The sequence below is a fragment of the Betaproteobacteria bacterium genome (assembly GCA_009377585.1).
Lineage (GTDB): Bacteria > Pseudomonadota > Gammaproteobacteria > Burkholderiales > WYBJ01 > WYBJ01.
Genome location: WHTS01000022.1, coordinates 32,626 through 49,686, shown reverse-complemented (window position 1 = coordinate 49,686; position 17,061 = coordinate 32,626). Strand labels below are relative to the sequence as shown.

The following is a 17,061-nucleotide window of genomic DNA, read 5'->3' as shown; positions in this document are numbered from 1 at the left end:
CATCGGGCGCCCTGGTGGGCACCCGATGCAGTGCTTCCTCGCTTGGCCGCAGCATGCCGCGGCAGCGACACCAACAGCGATGGCGCGCCTTAGAACAGGAGCGACGCCGGCCTGCAGCTGTTGCCGCTACGGGTCCATTGCGACGTCTGGTTCGCTGCCGGGTTGGCAGGTATTGTCGGCGTATTGCCGGCTACGCCCGGAAGGGCCACGACCGCCGCACGGACGCTGACGTTCGGGATGGCGCGCAGGATCGGTTCCTGGCGCGACTTCGTCACGAACAGGTTGATGAAGGCAAGGTAATCACCGCTTGGAAAGACCTTGTCGTTCTTCCATTGGATCGATTGCTCGACGACGAAGTCGTAGGCACCGGTGATCACGTTGCGCAACCCCGTATAGTCGCCGCCCGCGATGTTGGACACCGGGCTCAGACCGTCCAGGTTGATGAAACTCCAGTTCGTGCCGTAGTTGGTCGAGTTGTAGCTATCCAGCGATAGATTGGCGAGCGCGGCGTGCTTGCCGCCCAGCGTGGCCGCCGGCAGGCTGAACTGCACACGGTAGAACTTCAAGTCGTCGCCCCGGAACGCCCAGTCGATTCCGGCGTTGGCGTTGTTCACGCACGTGCGTACGTTGCCCGAAGAAGGATTCTCAACGTAGGTGGGACCTTGCGTCGGATCGATCAGGATCGCGGTGGCCGGCGTGCCGCCGTCGCCGCTGCCGGGGGCGTTGAAGCCGAAGCTGTCCGACATGCGCAGCGGCGCCGTGTTGCCGTCCTGAGCGACGTTGCCGACCGAGCAGGGGAAGTCGTTGAAGTAGCTGTTGAAGGTGGCCTGCGTGCCTGACCCTTGCACGCGCCGGCACACCGTCACGTTGGTTCCGGCCGGAATCGCCGGGTTGACCTGGTTCCAGTCACCGTAGTTGCCCGTCAGCACGGCTGCGACCTGCGCCCGAGATATGTTAGTGAGGCCCGCGTTCACAAGGCTCTGGCTCAAGCCGATACCGAAGATGACCTGGTTGGTCGCACGCTGCGTACCGGCAAACTTCGCGATCTCGGCAGCGCTCAGCGCATCTTGTCCGAACTCGACGTTGAGCGGTTCCTTGAACATCGCCGGCTCGACGTCGGACACACCGAAATCCGGTTGGCGGTTGTTCGGGTTAGCAGCGTTGAGATCGTCGCCGACCTCGGCGCAGTCGAATTGACGCCCCGGTCCGCCGGCCGCCACGCAACTTGCCGCAGCGAAGATCATGTTCGCGATCGGGCGATCGCGAGCTACGGGATTGACGCCCCACACCGATCCCCCCCGGGCGCGATTCAGGAAGCGGACCTTCTTGCCGTTGAGCGCTCCGGTAGTCCCATTGAGCGTCCCGCAGTAGGCGCGGTAATCGGACCCGCCGGTAGCCGTGTCGTACACGGTCGTGAACCCGGGGTTCAGGATCTCGGTCATGATCTGACCGAGGATGTTCTGCGGGGCCGATGCGCCGGACAGGTAAATGTCGATGGCGAACGGTCCGCCGACCGCGGGGTCGCAGTTGCCGGGCGCCACGGCGAGTGCCTGCCCCGACAAGGCCGCCAGCGTGCAGGCGCAGGTAAGAGCAGTCTTCTTTGCTTTCATCGCGTCTTCTCCTTGGTTTGCGTAAACGCAGCGTGTACCGACTGAAGGATCATTGCGCCTTGCGCTGGCGCCGCACCGCCGCTGCAACCAGGGCGATGCCCGCGACCATCAGGGCATAGGTTTCGGGCTCGGGGACTGGCACGGTGTAGGAAAGCATTCCATCCGAGGTCAGCAGCCAATCGCCGCCGAATTCGGTGACATTGACCGGGTTGAACGCGAGCGTGCCGTTGCGGGTCAGCTGAAAGAAGCTCAGCGGCGTGTCGACCTGCGCGTCCGTGGTGAAGGGCGCGTTGGCCGCGAAGTTGTTGTCCAGCGACTTGCCGACATAGGCGATGTTGTCCGGATCCGCGGTTGCGCCCGAGCCGTTGAGGTTGCCGGGATGCGTGCCTAGGAGGTTCACCCCGGAGATCGCGTTGTCGATGTTCCGGAACTGGTTCAGCTGGCTGTTGATGGTTGCCTCGACCGCGGCCGCGCCGTTATTGTTGGTGGAGAGCGCCGCGTATTGCGCCGTGGCCTTGGCCGCGATCACCTGGTAGGTCGCACTCGCAAGCTCAGTCGGGGTGAAGAAAGAGGTGAGCAGCGAATCTGCACCGAAGTTCAGGGAATATCCGATTTGATTGACCCCTGCGCCGCTCGCGGCACCGAGGGCTACCGGAGCGCTCGGATTGAACGCGTGGGGCCCGGCCAGAGGAATCTGCGTGGACGTCGTCCGGAAGTTGTCCAGCGCTATGCCCAGGTCACGGGTGTAGGATTTCTGTGCCTCGACGTTGAACACCCAGAGCGTGAGCTCTGTTTGATTCCCAGTCGCGGTCTCACCAGTCCTGCTGACAACTGCACCAGCAGGCACTGCGAGCCCGGCGGCGAGGGCGGCGCCTACCAGGGTCGGCAGCGGTCGACGAAAGTATCTCTTCATAGCAACACTCCTTGATTTTTTCGTATGGGTACCGAGAGTTCACCAGGCCCGCAGGCCAGCGGCGACGGATCTGATGTGATATGCATCAGATGCCGGCAAGGTAACGCCTCGCTATGACATTGGAACGCGCACCGTTTCCAGCGTCGATAGTCCGTTGGACGCACGTCCGCGCCCGATGGGGGCGCGTGTATGTCTCCGGCATGGAGGAGTCGCATGCGGCCGGCATGGTCCGAGCGGACTATGACCCGACGCAGAGCGGTCGATGGGAAGCAAAGGCTCTTAGCGAGTGACCAGGGCGGGTAGGCCTATCGTCCCCGTATCCAGGCACAGAGCCTGGCGCTCCGCTGCCGAGGCTTCGCAGCGCGAAGCGACTTCCACCCGCTCGCGCCGCAGCGCGGCGCAGCTCACTGCATCGCCACGCGCAAGCGTGCGGCACTCGCGCTCGCGGCGCTTGCGCTCCTCCTCCGGATCGGGCGGAGGCTTGGCCGGGGCGGGCTTGGGCAGCGCCGCAGGAGCCGGATTCACTGCCGCACCGGACGCGACGTTCGCGGTCGGCTGCAGTTCGGGCGCGGGCTGCTCGACTTTCGCGGCCGGCGCACCGCCCGGTGTTCCGGCGCTGCCCGCCGCGTAGATGAACTTCCAGTCGGCATGCGTGGCGGCATTCTCGAATGCCGCATGCTCGGGCCTGAAGCCCTTCCTCTTGAAGGTTGCCTCGCGCGATCGGCTGTGCACGCCCGCGATGCCGCCGTCGGGCGCTCGCACAATGACCCAGTCGGGCGCTCCGGTCATCGGGTCGCGGTAGACGCGCCGCAGATATCGGCGCACGACCGGATAGCGCCGGTCGCGCAGCAGATCCTCGAGGCTGCGCGGATACTGCCGTGCGCCGCCGGGCGTGGCTTCGAAGTAGGCGCCGATCGCCCGCCGAATCTCTTCGCCGACGAACAGCAGCTCGGCTTCGCGCTCGCGTTGTGCGTGGGTGACCCACACCTGGGCGGCTGCGGCCGCGCCGGCACCCAGAACCGCGATCATCAACAGCACCCAGAGGTAGGTGACGCCGGCGATCCGGCGCATCCCATCGGGTGAGCCGGTCAGTCCGGACGATGCCACCGCTGGCTCATGTCGAGCGCGACGGCCTGGGTTCGATTGCGCACGCCCAGCTTGCGCAGAATCTTCTGCACGTGGTTCTTCACCGTCAACGGGCTGATCGCGAGCGCACCACCGATCTCGGCGTTGCTGCGGCCATGCTGCAACTGCAGAAGAATCTCGCGCTCCCGATTCGTCAGCGCGCGCGCGCGATTGGGCGTGCGTGGCTTCATTTTCCGCGGCTGCAGCCGCACGAAGGCCGCGCGCAGATGCGGAACGACGATTTCCACCACGTCGGACACCTTGGCGTCGAGCGCGCAGCGTATTCCCGCGAAGACGAAGAACGTATCGACCGACCCGCAGGGCGCCCAGGATCCATGCGCCAGCAGCTTCGAGAACGCGAGCGCCTGCAGCGAGGCAGCCAGGGCGGGATTCGGCGCTCCTGTCGGGGCAGTCGCATCGATCAGCAGCGGACTTCTCCCGTTGCCGTCCCACAGGCTCAGCAGGAGATGCAGGAGTCCGTCCTCGGTCCGGACCAGCGCCGAGGCCGAGCCGTCCAGCATCGGAATGGGCGAGCAGACGTGCGAATCGAGCAGGCGGCCCTGGGGGTCGAAGCATGCGCACAGCAGCACGTCGTGAGGGATAGCCGCCTGCAGGCTTCCCTGTGCCCAGGAGAAGAAATCGGTTTCGACACGCACCCGGATCGATCGCTCGATCGCGAGAAACAGGCAATCGCGCCGCGCGACATCCAGGCCGTATTGCTCGCTCATCGCAGCAATGTTCATCACGGTACGTTCTTCATGTTCGTTCGGAGCCGAGCTCGCTACCAATCGGCATATGCACTGCCGTCACTTGCCTTGTCCTGGGCGCTGCTGCGCACGTCGTACACGCCGGTGCTCTGCGAATCCGCCGGAGGCGAGACGATCGTCCACTCGGTGCGTGAATCGACGATTGGATCCAGCGGCACCTCCCGCAGGTAGCGCGCGCTCACCAGCGCCTGCAGGTCGTCGGCGTACTTGCCGGTATCGGCGTGGTACTGGTCGAGCGCGCTGCGAATCGCTTTCAGGTTCTGGCGCAGCACCGCCTCCCGGGACCGGTCGACTCCGCTCGAGAACCGGGGCGCCGCGATGCTCAGCAGCAAGCCGATGATCGCGAGCACCACGATTAGCTCAATCAGCGTGAATCCCGAGGTGCGGGCGTTGCCCATCGGTCACCACTCGCGATACGGTATGCCGTTCAGGCCGGTCCCCGCCGACAACGAATGGACGTCGAACACGTCGTCGCCGGCGATCGGAGCCTCGGGAGGGCTAGCGTAGCTGCGCAACCCCCAGGTCTGGGCCACGGCCAGGGAAGGATCGGGGGAGAACGGATCGCGCGGAATGCGGCGCAGGAAATAGATGCGCCGCTTTTGCGGGTCCTTGGCGTCGGCTACGCCTTCGGCCAGGACCGCCAGGGTCGGCGGGTAGCCCGATTCGTCCGCCTTGCGGGTGACGTGACCTTCGTCGACCGCGGTCTTGTACGCGTCGATGGCGCCGCGGATGCTACGCAGCGCCGAACGCAGCTCCGATTCCTTGGCCCGCCGCGCCGAAACTTCGAGCATCGGCGCGGCAGCGGCCGCCAGGATGGCGACAATCGCGACCGTCGCGATCAGCTCGATCAGCGTGAACCCTGTGCGTTTGGCATTCATTTCGGCACGATCCGGAGCGTGTGCGCCGGGGGGACGTTGCCCGGGATGGGCTGGTCGTCGTTGCCGAGCACCGCAGCGCCCTCCACCGAAAGTCGCGCCTCGCCTGGCTCCTTGGCGATCACCCGGAAGCGCACTTCACGGGTCGGAATCCCGGAATCGGCCACCAGGTCGATCGTCACGGGAATTCGGCCGGCCCCGGTCTGCCCCGGCTTGGCGACCTGCGGGTCGCCCACGGGTTGCAGCAGAGCCGGTTCGTAGGCGAGCTCGAAGCTCGTCCGGCGCGCGACGCCGGTCGCGCTCGACAATCCCACCTGCACGCTGAACTCGGATCCGATCGCCGCTTGCGCCGGCGCCGACAGCACCAGATCGACCGGAGCCGCCGTTCGCACGGGCGAAGTCTTTCCACCCGCCTGCGGCGCGGGGCGCGCAGGCCCGGCGCCGGACTGCCCGGACGAGATGCTCATTTGCGAGGGGGCCGAGGTCCGGAGCTTCAGCGGCTCGGCGCCGATGGCCGCGTCCGTTCCCGAGGCGATCTCGGCGAAGCGCGATTCGGGGCGCAGGATGTTGCGGATGACGTGTGGCGTGATGAGCAGCACGATCTCGTTCTTGGTCGTGGTATCGTTGTTGCTCGAGAACAGTCGCCCGAGAATCGGAATGTCGCCGAGAACCGGAACCTTGTTGGCGGTGCGCCGGTCTTCGTCCTGGATCAGGCCCGCCAGGACCTGCGTCTCGCCGTCGCGCAGGCGCAGCGTGGTGGTGGCGTTGCGCGAGCCCAGTCGGTATGCCCGGGTGTTGAAAAGATCCAGCGTCTCGATGATGTTGCTCACCTCGAGCTCGACCTTGATCGCGATCTCGTCGTCCAGGTAGACGTTCGGCTCGACGTCGAGCTTCAATCCGACCTCGAGGTAGTTCACCGACGCCGACACGCCGACATTCGCCGTGCTGGTGGTCGTGACCACCGGCACTTTCTCGCCGATATGGATGCGCGCCTTCTCCCGATTGCGCACGCGGATGCGCGGATTCGCGAGCACGTTGGTGCTTCCGTCCTGCAGCTTCATGTTGAGGATGAGCGCCGGATTCGCCACCGTCGCGCGCAGCGCCGAGCTGGAGAGCTCGAACTCCGAGGGCGGCGCCCCGCCGTCGATCCCGAGCGGGCCGAAATTGATCCGGTCCGGGAAGCGCACGCCGAGCTCCTGCAGCCGCGTCCGGCTCACCTCGAGCACTTCCACTTCGAGCATGACCTCCGGCTCGGCCAGATCCTGGTTGAGGATGAGCTTCTCCGCGTAGTGCACGGCCGCGGGCGTGTCGCGCATCACCAGCAGGTTCAGCTTCTCGTCGATGTACACGTCGCGTGTCTTCACCAGCGCGCGCACCAGGTTGAGCGTCTGCTTGGCGTCCGCATTGCCGAGATAGAAGCTGCGCGTCACCAGATCCTGGTACTCCCGCGCCTTGGCCGGCGTATTGGGATAGATCAGTATCGAGTTCTCGTTGAGAACCTTGCGCTCGAGCTGATTGGTCGCCAGCACGAGCTTGACGATGTCCTCGATCGCGGTGTCCCGAACGAATATCGTGACGCGCATATCCGGGCGCACGTCCTTGTCGAACACGAAATTGATGCCGTGCGCCCGCGAGATGATTTCGAACACCTGGCGCAGGTTCGCGTCGCGAAACTGCAGGCTTATGGTCTTCGAGAACTGCTCGCCCAGACGGGGTTGCTTCGGCCCGGCCTCGATGGCGCGGCGCTCCTCCAATCGATGCGCCAGCGTCCGGGCCGCCCGGTGCTGAGGCGCCTGCGCCAGCGCCTCGCGCAGCCGAGCCTCGGCAGCAGCCGTATCGCCGCGCTTCAGTTCCGCCTGCGCGCGTTCCACCAGGGCGTCGGCGTTGCGTTCGGCCTCGATCTGAGAAAGGCCGGCCGTCGCGCGCGCATTGCCCGGAAGCAGATCGAGCACGCGCTGATACTTCGCCTGCGCCTGCGTGTAGGCGCCGCTCGCACGCAGCGTTTCGGCCTCGGCAAGCCAGCGATTGACCACCAGCTCGCGCTGGCTCGCGAACGCGGCGCGATACTGCGCATTTCCGGGATGCTCGACGGTGAGCTTTTCGAAACGGGCAAGCGCCTCTTCGAGACGGCCCGCGTCTGTCAGCTGCCGCGCCTGATCGAGCTCCGATGTCGTCGCGCAGCCAGCCAGCGCAGCCGCAACCAGCAAGGCGCCGAGGCGCCTCAACCCGAGCTCCCCGTCGCGAGCTTTCGCTGCTGTCCGAGCGGGACGTAGGTGAAGACGAGCGCCTGGTCGTCGGCCTTGTCCAGGCGCCAGGCGTCCGCGACGGTCTCGCCGATACGCACGATATGGATCTGTTCCTGTTGTTCCAGAAAGATGAGCGGCACGCCGTCGGCGTCCTGGCGTCCGATGAACCGGAAGGGAAGCGCAGGAGCCTCGGGCGGCGGAGGCGGCGGCGGGGGCGCTGCTGTCTCTGCCGTCTGCGCGCTGTCCGGCGCGGCTGCCGGCCCGGCGAAGAATGGATCCACGAACGGCTGCTCCGATACGTGACGCCGCGGGAGCGCCTGAAGCCGCTCCATATCGACGTGGGGCAGGGCCTCGCGTTCGCGCGTGGCGGCGGTTGCGGCGCTCACCGCGTCGCGTGGACGCGCATCCGCACTGCGTTCCCGCGAGGCGGCTTCATCGTCGTTGTTGGCGCGCAGCGCAGCCGCTGCCGCCAGCGGCAGGGCAGCGAACAGCGCCCAGCGACGGGTCCTGGGTGCGATCTTCATGTGCCCGCGGTGTAGAGCGCGAACTGAAGACGGGCTTCGATCTCGCGCGCGACGACCGAATCGCGCTTGAACGACACCGACTCGAGCGCGGCCGAAGGCAGCTCTGCGAGCGCTTCGGCAATGAACGCGCGGATGCTTTGATACGGGCCGGTGACCGGAAAGGCGATCTGGTGGCGGACCAGCTCGATGCCGCGCTCCGGCGCCAGGCGGTATTCGCCGCTGCGCAGCTGGATGCCGTGATTGGCGGCGAAGGCCTGCAACCGCAGGATATCCTGCCGCGCCTCGTCGGCCGGCGGGAAATGGCGCATGAATGTCGCGAGCTCCGTTTGGATGTCGGCCTTGCGCCCGTCGCGACGGCTCGACGTCGCGTCCATTCGCTGCGCGATGCGCTCGTGCTGCGCGCGCGCCGCCTGCAGCGCCTCGTATGCGGGGAGCACCATGCCGGCGGCCAGGCTCGACGCGAACACGAGCAAACCGAGGCCGATGACGCCGGGCTTGCCGATGTCGTCGACGAACCGGCTGAGCGCCTCTACCAGCCCGTTCATGCCGGGCGGACCCAGCGCGCGGAAACGACGAAGCGCAAGCTGCTGCCGCCCTGGGCGTCGCGCAGCTCGTGCTGGTTCAGCCGCACCTCGCGCAAGGAGGCGAGCCTTCCCAGGCGCTCGAGATAGCGCGACAGCGTGTCCCGGTCACGCGCTTCGCCGACCAGGCGCACGAGCGCCTTCGAGCCGTCCGGCTCCATCGCGAGCAAGGTGACGCCGTCGACGGTGGCCGACTCGAGCTCGTCGAACAGACGGATCCACGGCTGGTCGAGGGCGCTCAGAATGCGGTTCGACGCTTCGATGCGCGCCCGCAGCACGCGCAGTTTGCGGGGATCGCGCTCCAGGGTTTCAGCGCCGTTTGCGCGCATGCTCCGGGACAGGGCTTCGATGCGCGCCTGAACGGCATCGGTTTCCTGCCGCAGGTGCAGGTAGCTGCCGAGGATACCCGCCGCGACCGCGAGGCCGGCGACGAGAAGGATCGCGCCGCCCTGGCTCCCGCCGCGCGGTGCACCCGCGAAGTCGATCTGCAATGCGGACGGCATCAGATGAGGCCCAGCGCGCTGCACGAGGGCGGCGTGGCGCTCGGGGGCTCCAGCCGCGAGACGCCCGCAAGCCGGGCAAGTGCGATCGCAGCGTCATCCAGCGTCCCCCAAGCCCATACCGTGTCGACCTCGGGATCGTAGCCGCCGTGCAGGCGGGCGTGCATGACCAACGCGCCAAGGCCATTGCAATCGTCGTTGCGCACACTGATGGCGCCGCTCCAGCGATCGTCCGCCACACTGAGCCAGGTCACCCGCCCGGGCTCGGCGACGAGCAGGTGCCCGCGACGTCCGAGCTTGCGCCGATAGCGGTTCGCGACGCGGCATGCATTCGGCTCCAGGGCGGCCATGCGCAGGCGCCTTCTTTCCGCCATATCGAGCAACAGTTGCGGCAGCTCCTCGTCGACCGCCGCGGCCAGCCGAGCGGCGCCGTTGGGCGCGTGTGCGATGCGAATCTCGTTGTGACGCTTCCATTGGTAGCGCGCTTCGAGCTCGTGGGCCGCGTAGGCCTCCCAATCGGCGCGCGCGCGCAGACCCGGCCGCCATGCGAGCACGGCGTAGCGCACGAAATGATCCGAGATGCACACCGAAAGCGCGGCGCCGCTCCAGCCGCTTTCCTCGAGCTCGGCCTCCAGCGCGGCCACGCACGCCAATCCGTCGCGGGCGGGCTGCGCCCGCGGCAGCGCCCGTTCCCTGTGCGCCACGATCCGGGCATTGCCCAGGCCGAAGCGCTGCCGCGCGATGACGACGGCGCGCGGACAGAGCCATGCGAGAATCCGGTCACGCGGCCAGGGTGACACGATTCAGCTCCTCGAAGGTGCTCTCGCCGTTGATCACCAGATCGAGTGCCGCCGTGCGCAGCGAGCGAAAGCCCCGCGCCTGCGCCACGGACTTGATCCGGCGCGGCGGCTCGCGCGCCGCGATCAGCTCGCGCAGCTCGTCGTCGACGAGCAGCACTTCGGCGATGGCGCGCCGGCCCCGATACCCGCTGCCGCGGCACTGGCCGCAGCCGCTGCCTGCCCGCAGAGCGAGGCTCGCCTGCCGTGCGGGCTCCAGACCGTAGCGTTGCAGCTCGGCGCAGCTCGACTCGACCGGTATCGAGCAATGCGGACAGTTCACGCGCATCAGGCGTTGCGCGACGATGCCGTTCAACGCCGACATGAAGCTCTGCGGCTCGACCGCCATGTGCGTGAAGCGGCCGATCACGTCGAACACGTTGTTCGCGTGCACGGTGGTGAACACCAGGTGCCCAGTCAGCGCCGCCTGGACCGCGATCTGCGCTGTTTCGGGATCGCGGATCTCGCCCACCATGATCTTGTCGGGGTCGTGGCGCAGGATCGAGCGCAGGCCGCGTGCGAACGTGAGCCCCTTCTTCTCGTTCACCGGGATCTGCAATACCCCGGGAAGCTGGTATTCGACCGGGTCCTCGATCGTGACGATCTTGTCGATGCCGCGGTTGATCTCGCTCAGGGCCGCATAGAGCGTGGTCGTCTTGCCGCTGCCGGTCGGTCCGGTCACGAGCAGCATGCCGTAGGGCTGGACGGCAAGCTCGCGGATGGCGGCGAGCACCGCCGGGGCGAATCCGAGCGCCTCCAGCCGCAAGCCGAGCACCTGGTCGGCCAGGGCCTGCTTGTCGAGGATGCGCAGCACCGCATCCTCGCCGTGAATGCTCGGCATGATCGAGACGCGCACGTCGATCTCGCGTCCGCGCGCCGCGATCTTGAAGCGCCCGTCCTGCGGCACGCGCCGCTCGGCGATATCGAGCTCGGCCATCACCTTGACGCGCGAGATGACCTGCTCGGCGAACGTGCCGCCGGGCGATCGGCCGGCGATCGACAACACCCCGTCGAGCCGGTACTTGATGTTGAGCGCCTCGGCGCTCGTTTCCAGGTGGACATCGCTCGCGCCCAGCTTGAGCGCGTCGTAGAGCGTCGAGTTGACCAGTTTCACCACCGGGTTCGCGTCGTCGCTGATGCTGCGGATCGAAAGATCCTCGACCGACTTCGCCGGCCCGGCCGTTTCGGTCAGGCCGGCGAGCGAATCCATCGCCCGCATGCCGTCCTCGTAGCGGTGCAGGAACGCGTCGAGATCGTCGCGGTGCGCGATGGCGATGGCGAACGCTGCGGGCACCCGCTCCTCGGCCCAGGCGCGCAGCGCAAGATCGAACGGATCGCTGGTCGCAAGGGTAAGACCCTGGTCCTGCCCGTCGAGAAGCACGCATTCGCGCCGCAGCGATTCGGGGAACGGAATCAGATCGAATCTCGGCGTCATGGCCTGCATGGCCGGCATGGTGAGTGCGCGCATCCCGAACTGGCGCGCCAACTCGGCGACGAACCGGTCGGGCGGAAGCGCCGTGCACTCCTCCAGTGCCTCCATCACCCGGCCACCGCGCTCTGCCGCCACCAGTCGCGCGCGCTCGAGTACGTCGGGGGCCAGTGCCGTCTCGTTCGCTGCGCGGGAATCGAGGCGATCGTTCATTGCAGCGTTCCCGCGAGATCGAAGATGGGCATGTACATCAGCACCACGATCCCGCCGATCAGTGTGCCAATCAAGAGCATCAGACAGGGCTCGAGCATGCGGGTGGCGCGCTCGACCCAGCGCCCGAGCTCTTCTTCGTGAAAGGCCGCCGCCTGTTCCATGAGCCCCGCCAGGTCGCCGCTGCGCTCGCCGACCTGGAGCATGCGACCGGCGATCGGCGTGGTGAGCGCGTGCCGTTCCAGTGCGGCCGACAGCGAGCCGCCGTCACGGACCTCGGCGGTGGCTTGCTCCAACTGCTGGCGCGACGCCGAATCCAGCAGGCCGGAGGCCATGCGCAGCGCAGACACCAGCGGGACACCACCGTGCAGCAGCATGGCGACGGTCCGGTACAGGCGCGTCAACCGGTAGATCACGAGCCGCTCGCCCACGAACGGAACGCGGGGCAGCAGGCGAGCCAGGCGGGTCTGCAACTCACCGGCGCGAAGGGCCCATGTGATTCCGGCAACCAGCGCCGCGCAGAGCAACGCTCCCTCCAGCACATGCCGATCGATGAAGCCGCCGAGCTCGAACAACAGGCGCGATGCCCACGGCAGCTCCTTGTTGAGCTCCAGGTATACACCGCCAAAGCGCGGCACGACGTAGCCGATCAGAAAGAGCGACACCGCCGCTCCGACAATCAGCAGCAACGCGGGGTAGATCAGCGCCGAGACGAGCTTCTGCCGGATCTGCTCGACCTGTCCCTGGTATTGCACGAACCGCGACAACGCCTCGGCCAGCGCGCCGGTTCTCTCGGACGCGCGGACCGATTCGACGTAAACGAGCGGAAACGCCCGCGGAAACCGCGACAGCGCCATGGACAGCGGCTTGCCGTCGCTCAATTGCTCCAGAACGCCGCGCAAGGTGACGCTTCCGATGCCCGCGCGCCGCTCGGCCAGCGCGCGGATCGACCCGATCAGGCCCAGGCCGGCGCGCAGCAGCGCGAGCAGCTCCTGCGTGAACAGAACGAGCGAGAATCGCTCGGCGCGAAGAGCAAGCGACCGGCGCGGCATGACGGACAGTACCGGCAGCCCGCGCGCGTTCGCCTGCCGTGCGGCCGCATCGCGGTCGATCGCTTCCAGCTGGAGCGCCACGACGCCCTCGGGCGCAAGCATTCTCACCTCGAAGTGCACGATTGGCTGCTCACCAGTTGACGATATCCTCGTCCGCGCCCGACCCGCCGGGTTGCCCATCGCGCCCGAGTGAGACCAGATCGAACTCACTTCGCTCGCCGGGGAAGCGGTAGACATAAGGCTTGCCCCAGGGATCGAGGGGCACGCGCTTTCGCAGGTACGGACCCGCCCATTTCGATTCGTCTCCGGGGCGCTCGACCAGCGCGCTCAGACCCTGCTCGGTGGAAGGATAGCGGCCGGTATCCAGGCGATACTGGTCCAGAGCCTTTTCCAGGGCATCGACCTGGGCGCGCGCGACCTTCACCTCCGACTTGCCGATCTGGCCGAAATACCTCGGCGCCACGAACCCTGCGAGGAGGCCGATGATCACCATGACCACCAGCAGCTCGAGCAGGGTGAAACCGCGCACGGCGGCGCGCTTGGCGGATCGAAACATGGCATGAGAATCCGAGGGAACGGCCTAGGTCTTGCGAGCGACTTTAGATGCTCTTGATGACAGAACAATTACTCGGTGATCATCTCCTGCTGCGCAGCCAATTTCATCGCATCGATATCCAGCCGCCTCGTATCAGGAGCGACTCGGACGTCAGTCACCACGGATATCGACCGACTTCACGACACCGGCCCATCTGATCATCTCTTGCTTCAAGTACCGATCGAAATTCGACGATGTCGAGCCGTGTGCCTGCAGTCCTCGAGCATCAAGGCGCTTGATCAGCGCAGGCATCGCGAGTGCGCGTGCGGTGGACGTCTGCAGTGGAATGATCATTCGGACGGGTTTCGCTGGGTACGCTGTCGAATCGGCCTGCGCGCGAAGAGCGCCCGCATAAATCAAGCCCAATGCAGCAAGCGCTGCGGAACATAGCCGTCTATGATTCATGGTTCTGCCTCCTGATTCGTTTTGTGCTGCGCTTCAGACGGCACTATGCGGGCCAACCATGTCAGTTGCGTGACGCTCTTTCGTGGCACGTCAAAATCGGCGGCCGAATCGACTCTTCATACGGATCGCCGCAACGGCAGATACCCGGGACGCGCGTCCCCAGTGTCCGTGCGTACACGCGCAACGTGCGAAATGCCGTTTCCGATGCACACACTCTGTGCGGACGACAGCGACGCCACATTTGGCCGCTTCGCTGTGCCGCCTGCCCTTCGCGCTCGAACACGCTGAGCGATCGCCCATTGTCACAGGGGGCACGCGCAACTCCGATCGCAGCGCATACGGATTCATGTAACGCTTCTGCGCAATCATTGCCGCACCACCGTGAAAGGGGGGAACGACGATGGAGCGCTCCGATACGATTCGTACGCTAGTCGATGCAATGCTGGACGCCTGTGCGAAGCAGTCCGACCTCGCGCTGCTTCGCGTTATGCTGGTCGACGGTTTTCCGGGCCATGCCCGCCTCACCGATGATGAGCTGATGCGAGAACAGAGCCGATTCGAGGCCTTGGAGTTCGATGAGCCGGACGGCGATCTGGACTACGACGATGACCCCGACGCGGAAGACGAAGACTGGGATGAATCCATTCACTTCGTGATGCGGTCCCGCATGGTTCCAGTAGAACGGCTACCGAACGCATAGACGCAGCATCCGCAAAAAATGGTCGAGCGATGGCGTGCGCCGTCGGGGGCTCTGTTGTTCCGACTCCGGCATTCCCAGAAATGACTTTAAGAATGCAGGCGACATTCGAACTTATCACGTCGGCGCCGCACCAATGAGGACCGACAGACGCTAGACTCGAAAGGGGCGAATATTGAAGATAACCGAAGCGATCCGAACGGCAGAAACCGAGCACGTTGTTTATTTCTTGCTCGCGGCGTATGTGGAGACTCTCGAGCATTCCGATACCCCAGAATGTTTGTTGCCCGCCGGGGTCAAGCGATTGCCGATAGCGGGAGTGGCAGACATTTCTCAACGTGCGGGCCTACTTGCCGGTGCGATCAATGAATGCTCACATGGCCAATCGCGATCATTCGTCGAAGAAGTCGGCGATATTTTTGTAGCGACGCTGCAGCGCCTCGAACACTTGATCGGAGTGCGCCAGTTCGCACACGGCACTGAATTGCGGATCAGGTCACGTGGTGTCGCCGAGACAAGCGCCCAGAAGCAAAGGGTTAAATCGCCGCCACAGCGATGATCAGGCCGACGGCGCAAGCTGCGATTGCGGCCCACGGCACGGCGAACCGCGGGCGCGCGTGCCTTCTTCTCAATTCTTCATTGGCTATCGCACGGTGCCAAGTACCCGGCTGCCATGTCGCCGCGTGGTGCGCAAGCCGCTCCTCGTTCATTTGTCTAAGATCGTGCAAACCCTTCGGCCTCTTGCCGCGCTCGACTGACTGTTAGTCTACGCGCGCGTATGTGTCGCCCGGATGACAGTTCGTCATGCGCGATCGGATTCATCCAACATCAATCAGAACAGGCGCGTGTCGAAATTGACCACCGTGTCGGTCGTCTTCGTCCCGATAAGCATCATTGCCGGCATCGGCGGCATGTCGGAATTCTCCATGATGACGCAGGGACTCCCTTGGCAGATCGCATCACGAATCGATCCATGCCTGGTGGAGCAAGTGCTCGTTGGACGCTACGGCCGCAAGTTCGCAGTCTCGACCAATTGGCACGTCGTTGCCATCTGCGGACCGGGGGGCCGAGCGCACGCGGCGCCCGCCCCCGTGTCGACATTGCTACTTCAACCCCATGCAGTTGGCGTAGTATGTGACGGTCGCCGGCCAGTCGGAGAATATTCCGAGTACCCTGACCTCGCGTGCCAGCACGTCCAGCGCCTTGTACATGTCGCTGTCCGTCTTGAGCGCGGCGCCCGTGGGATCGAAGTCGTAGTAGAAGCCGGCCTTGGAAGCGCCTTGGCGCAGGTCGGCGCGCTCGAAGCTCCAGGTGATGAGGTCGAAGCCCATCGCCTCGAGATCCTTCGCAAGCTGTGAAGGGACGACGCGGCTGCCGTTGACCGCCAGCAGGGCCGGGATCGGCGGGGCGATGATCTGCACCTTCGTCTTGCGAAGCTGGGCGAAGAACTTCAGCTGATCTTCCCGCTTCTCGATCTGCTTGCCGTTGGTATCGAAGAGAAGGATGTTGTCTTTGGCCGCATCGTAGTCGACCAGAAAGACGGCTTGCCTGCCGTACGGCGTGTGATTGATCCAGTACAGCACGTCGTTCACGTTGAACGACTGGGGCCACGTATCACGAGGTCTGACACCTGCGGCCTGCATCTCGTCGGCGAGCTTCTGGGCGTATTTGTCCTGACCGCCGAATACATTGGCGACGGAGACAGTGTCCCCGGCCTTCAACTCCGGGGTGTGCTTCACGCCAAATCTCTCGTTCAGCTGGAGGCTCTCGCGAAGCGTCATCAGGGTGCCGCGCCCGGTGTAGAGATCGGTGCGCCAGGATGCCGTGCCGCCCACATATTCCTCGACCGTGCGCGCGGCCGGATCGAATGCATCCATCTTCCCGCGCAGGCTCTTGAATTCATTCAGGGTGAGCTCGGAGACCCGGCATTCCGCACTGGCAGGGGTAATCACTTTACCGCCGGGATCGAGCGTTGCCGGCGTAAACGGCTTGATGCAGGTCGAGGCGAGCGGCGTCAGCAGGATGTTGGTGGTCGTGTGCAAGTCGTTCTGAGCATGGCGGCAGACCAGTTCGCCGTCCCGGGTGAAGGTCACGTCGCACTCGACGATGCCCGCGCCCATCCGCGCGGCCGCCTGGTACGACTCCTTGGTGTGCTCGGGAAACTGCAACGGAGCGCCGCGGTGCCCGATCGAGAAATCGGTAGCGCGGAAAGGACCGTTCTTGCACTGCAGTAGCCTGTCCTTCAGCCGCCCTTCCTCCATCCCGTCGACCAGATAGAACGGGCGCGCCCCGAGCTCGATGGCGTTGTGATTGCGGGCGCGGTCACGATCGTGATGGTGATCGCGGCCTCGATCGCGATCGTCATCGGCGCTGGCCACAGGTGAGATTTCGGACAACACAGCAAGCGCGGTCGCGATCGCGGCCGAGCGCAGGACGTTTTGCATGACTCCCTCCGAAGTAGCGACACGGCGCAAGGACGCGCACGCCGAGGGAACTTACGAAGCCGGCGCTACGTCATCATGACGCGATGGTGAAGGCTGCGTGACGGGGTGAGCGATTCGGCCTAGTTCCAACGGCGGTGCTGGCGGAGGGACGGACGTTGTCGGCTCGGCAGTAGCCGTGTCGATGATCCGCGGGCCATCGCGTAGCTCTGCAGGAAGATCCTGCGCCGATGCCAGCCCGGCGCGGCTTGGATG

17 protein-coding genes and 2 pseudogenes are annotated in these 17,061 nt (G+C 65.7%); 3 read left to right on the top strand and 16 right to left on the bottom strand.

The genetic code is table 11. The features are described from left to right. Window positions 1-89 precede the first annotated feature (89 nt). The 15 genes and pseudogenes from GEV05_09940 to GEV05_09870 all read right to left on the bottom strand — a co-directional run bounded on the left by GEV05_09940 (window position 90) and on the right by GEV05_09870 (window position 13,668). On the bottom strand, window positions 90-1,610 hold the full coding sequence (locus GEV05_09940) for a hypothetical protein (protein MPZ43706.1): 1,521 nt from the start codon (window positions 1,608-1,610) through the stop codon (window positions 90-92). Between the two features lie 49 nt (window positions 1,611-1,659). Continuing rightward, window positions 1,660-2,523, bottom strand: a complete 864-nt coding sequence (locus tag GEV05_09935; protein ID MPZ43705.1) for a PEP-CTERM sorting domain-containing protein — start codon at window positions 2,521-2,523, stop codon at window positions 1,660-1,662. A gap of 600 nt (window positions 2,524-3,123) precedes the next feature. Further along, a pseudogene (locus GEV05_09930) lies at window positions 3,124-3,594 on the bottom strand (type II secretion system protein). Between the two features lie 17 nt (window positions 3,595-3,611). Further along, a complete protein-coding gene (locus tag GEV05_09925) occupies window positions 3,612-4,394 on the bottom strand; it encodes a hypothetical protein (protein ID MPZ43704.1) in 783 nt (260 codons plus the stop codon). A gap of 35 nt (window positions 4,395-4,429) precedes the next feature. Beyond that, entirely contained in the window at window positions 4,430-4,813 is a 384-nt protein-coding gene (locus GEV05_09920; GenBank protein MPZ43703.1) for a prepilin-type N-terminal cleavage/methylation domain-containing protein, read from the bottom strand. 3 nt (window positions 4,814-4,816) lie between these two features. Then, window positions 4,817-5,293, bottom strand: coding sequence for a prepilin-type N-terminal cleavage/methylation domain-containing protein (locus GEV05_09915; protein ID MPZ43702.1), 477 nt, complete (start codon window positions 5,291-5,293; stop codon window positions 4,817-4,819). Beyond that, window positions 5,290-7,515, bottom strand: a complete 2,226-nt coding sequence (locus GEV05_09910) for a hypothetical protein (GenBank protein ID MPZ43701.1) — start codon at window positions 7,513-7,515, stop codon at window positions 5,290-5,292. Before GEV05_09910 ends, GEV05_09915 begins: the two co-directional genes overlap by 4 nt. Beyond that, complete coding sequence (locus GEV05_09905) at window positions 7,512-8,060, bottom strand: hypothetical protein (protein MPZ43700.1); 549 nt, start codon at window positions 8,058-8,060, stop codon at window positions 7,512-7,514. The genes GEV05_09910 and GEV05_09905 overlap by 4 nt, the downstream gene beginning before the upstream one ends. Continuing rightward, complete coding sequence (locus GEV05_09900) at window positions 8,057-8,605, bottom strand: hypothetical protein (protein MPZ43699.1); 549 nt, start codon at window positions 8,603-8,605, stop codon at window positions 8,057-8,059. Before GEV05_09900 ends, GEV05_09905 begins: the two co-directional genes overlap by 4 nt. After that, complete coding sequence (locus GEV05_09895) at window positions 8,602-9,144, bottom strand: hypothetical protein (GenBank protein MPZ43698.1); 543 nt, start codon at window positions 9,142-9,144, stop codon at window positions 8,602-8,604. Before GEV05_09895 ends, GEV05_09900 begins: the two co-directional genes overlap by 4 nt. Then, complete coding sequence (locus tag GEV05_09890) at window positions 9,144-9,941, bottom strand: hypothetical protein (GenBank protein MPZ43697.1); 798 nt, start codon at window positions 9,939-9,941, stop codon at window positions 9,144-9,146. Before GEV05_09890 ends, GEV05_09895 begins: the two co-directional genes overlap by 1 nt. Beyond that, on the bottom strand, window positions 9,922-11,619 hold the full coding sequence (locus GEV05_09885; GenBank protein ID MPZ43696.1) for a type II/IV secretion system protein: 1,698 nt from the start codon (window positions 11,617-11,619) through the stop codon (window positions 9,922-9,924). The genes GEV05_09890 and GEV05_09885 overlap by 20 nt, the downstream gene beginning before the upstream one ends. Further along, window positions 11,616-12,905, bottom strand: coding sequence for a type II secretion system F family protein (locus tag GEV05_09880; GenBank protein ID MPZ43695.1), 1,290 nt, complete (start codon window positions 12,903-12,905; stop codon window positions 11,616-11,618). Before GEV05_09880 ends, GEV05_09885 begins: the two co-directional genes overlap by 4 nt. Continuing rightward, entirely contained in the window at window positions 12,799-13,224 is a 426-nt protein-coding gene (gspG, locus tag GEV05_09875; protein MPZ43694.1) for a type II secretion system protein GspG, read from the bottom strand. Before gspG ends, GEV05_09880 begins: the two co-directional genes overlap by 107 nt. 150 nt (window positions 13,225-13,374) lie before the next feature. Next, window positions 13,375-13,668 carry a hypothetical protein gene (locus GEV05_09870; protein MPZ43693.1) on the bottom strand — a complete coding sequence of 98 codons (294 nt, stop codon included), beginning with the start codon at window positions 13,666-13,668 and terminating at the stop codon, window positions 13,375-13,377. 400 nt (window positions 13,669-14,068) lie between these two features. On the opposite strand from GEV05_09870, the gene GEV05_09865 reads away from it, so the two are divergent. The 3 genes and pseudogenes from GEV05_09865 (at window position 14,069) to GEV05_09855 (ending at window position 15,324) form a co-directional block, all read left to right on the top strand. Next, window positions 14,069-14,368 (top strand): hypothetical protein, encoded by a 300-nt coding sequence (locus GEV05_09865; protein MPZ43692.1) that lies wholly within the window; start codon window positions 14,069-14,071, stop codon window positions 14,366-14,368. Between the two features lie 172 nt (window positions 14,369-14,540). Beyond that, window positions 14,541-14,924, top strand: coding sequence for a hypothetical protein (locus GEV05_09860; protein MPZ43691.1), 384 nt, complete (start codon window positions 14,541-14,543; stop codon window positions 14,922-14,924). A 265-nt stretch (window positions 14,925-15,189) separates the two neighbouring features. Next, a pseudogene (locus GEV05_09855) lies at window positions 15,190-15,324 on the top strand (magnesium transporter CorA). Window positions 15,325-15,468: 144 nt separating this feature from the next. On the opposite strand, the gene GEV05_09850 reads toward GEV05_09855, so the two are convergent. Next, a complete protein-coding gene (locus tag GEV05_09850; protein ID MPZ43690.1) occupies window positions 15,469-16,809 on the bottom strand; it encodes a glycerophosphodiester phosphodiesterase in 1,341 nt (446 codons plus the stop codon). Window positions 16,810-17,061: the final 252 nt, after the last annotated feature.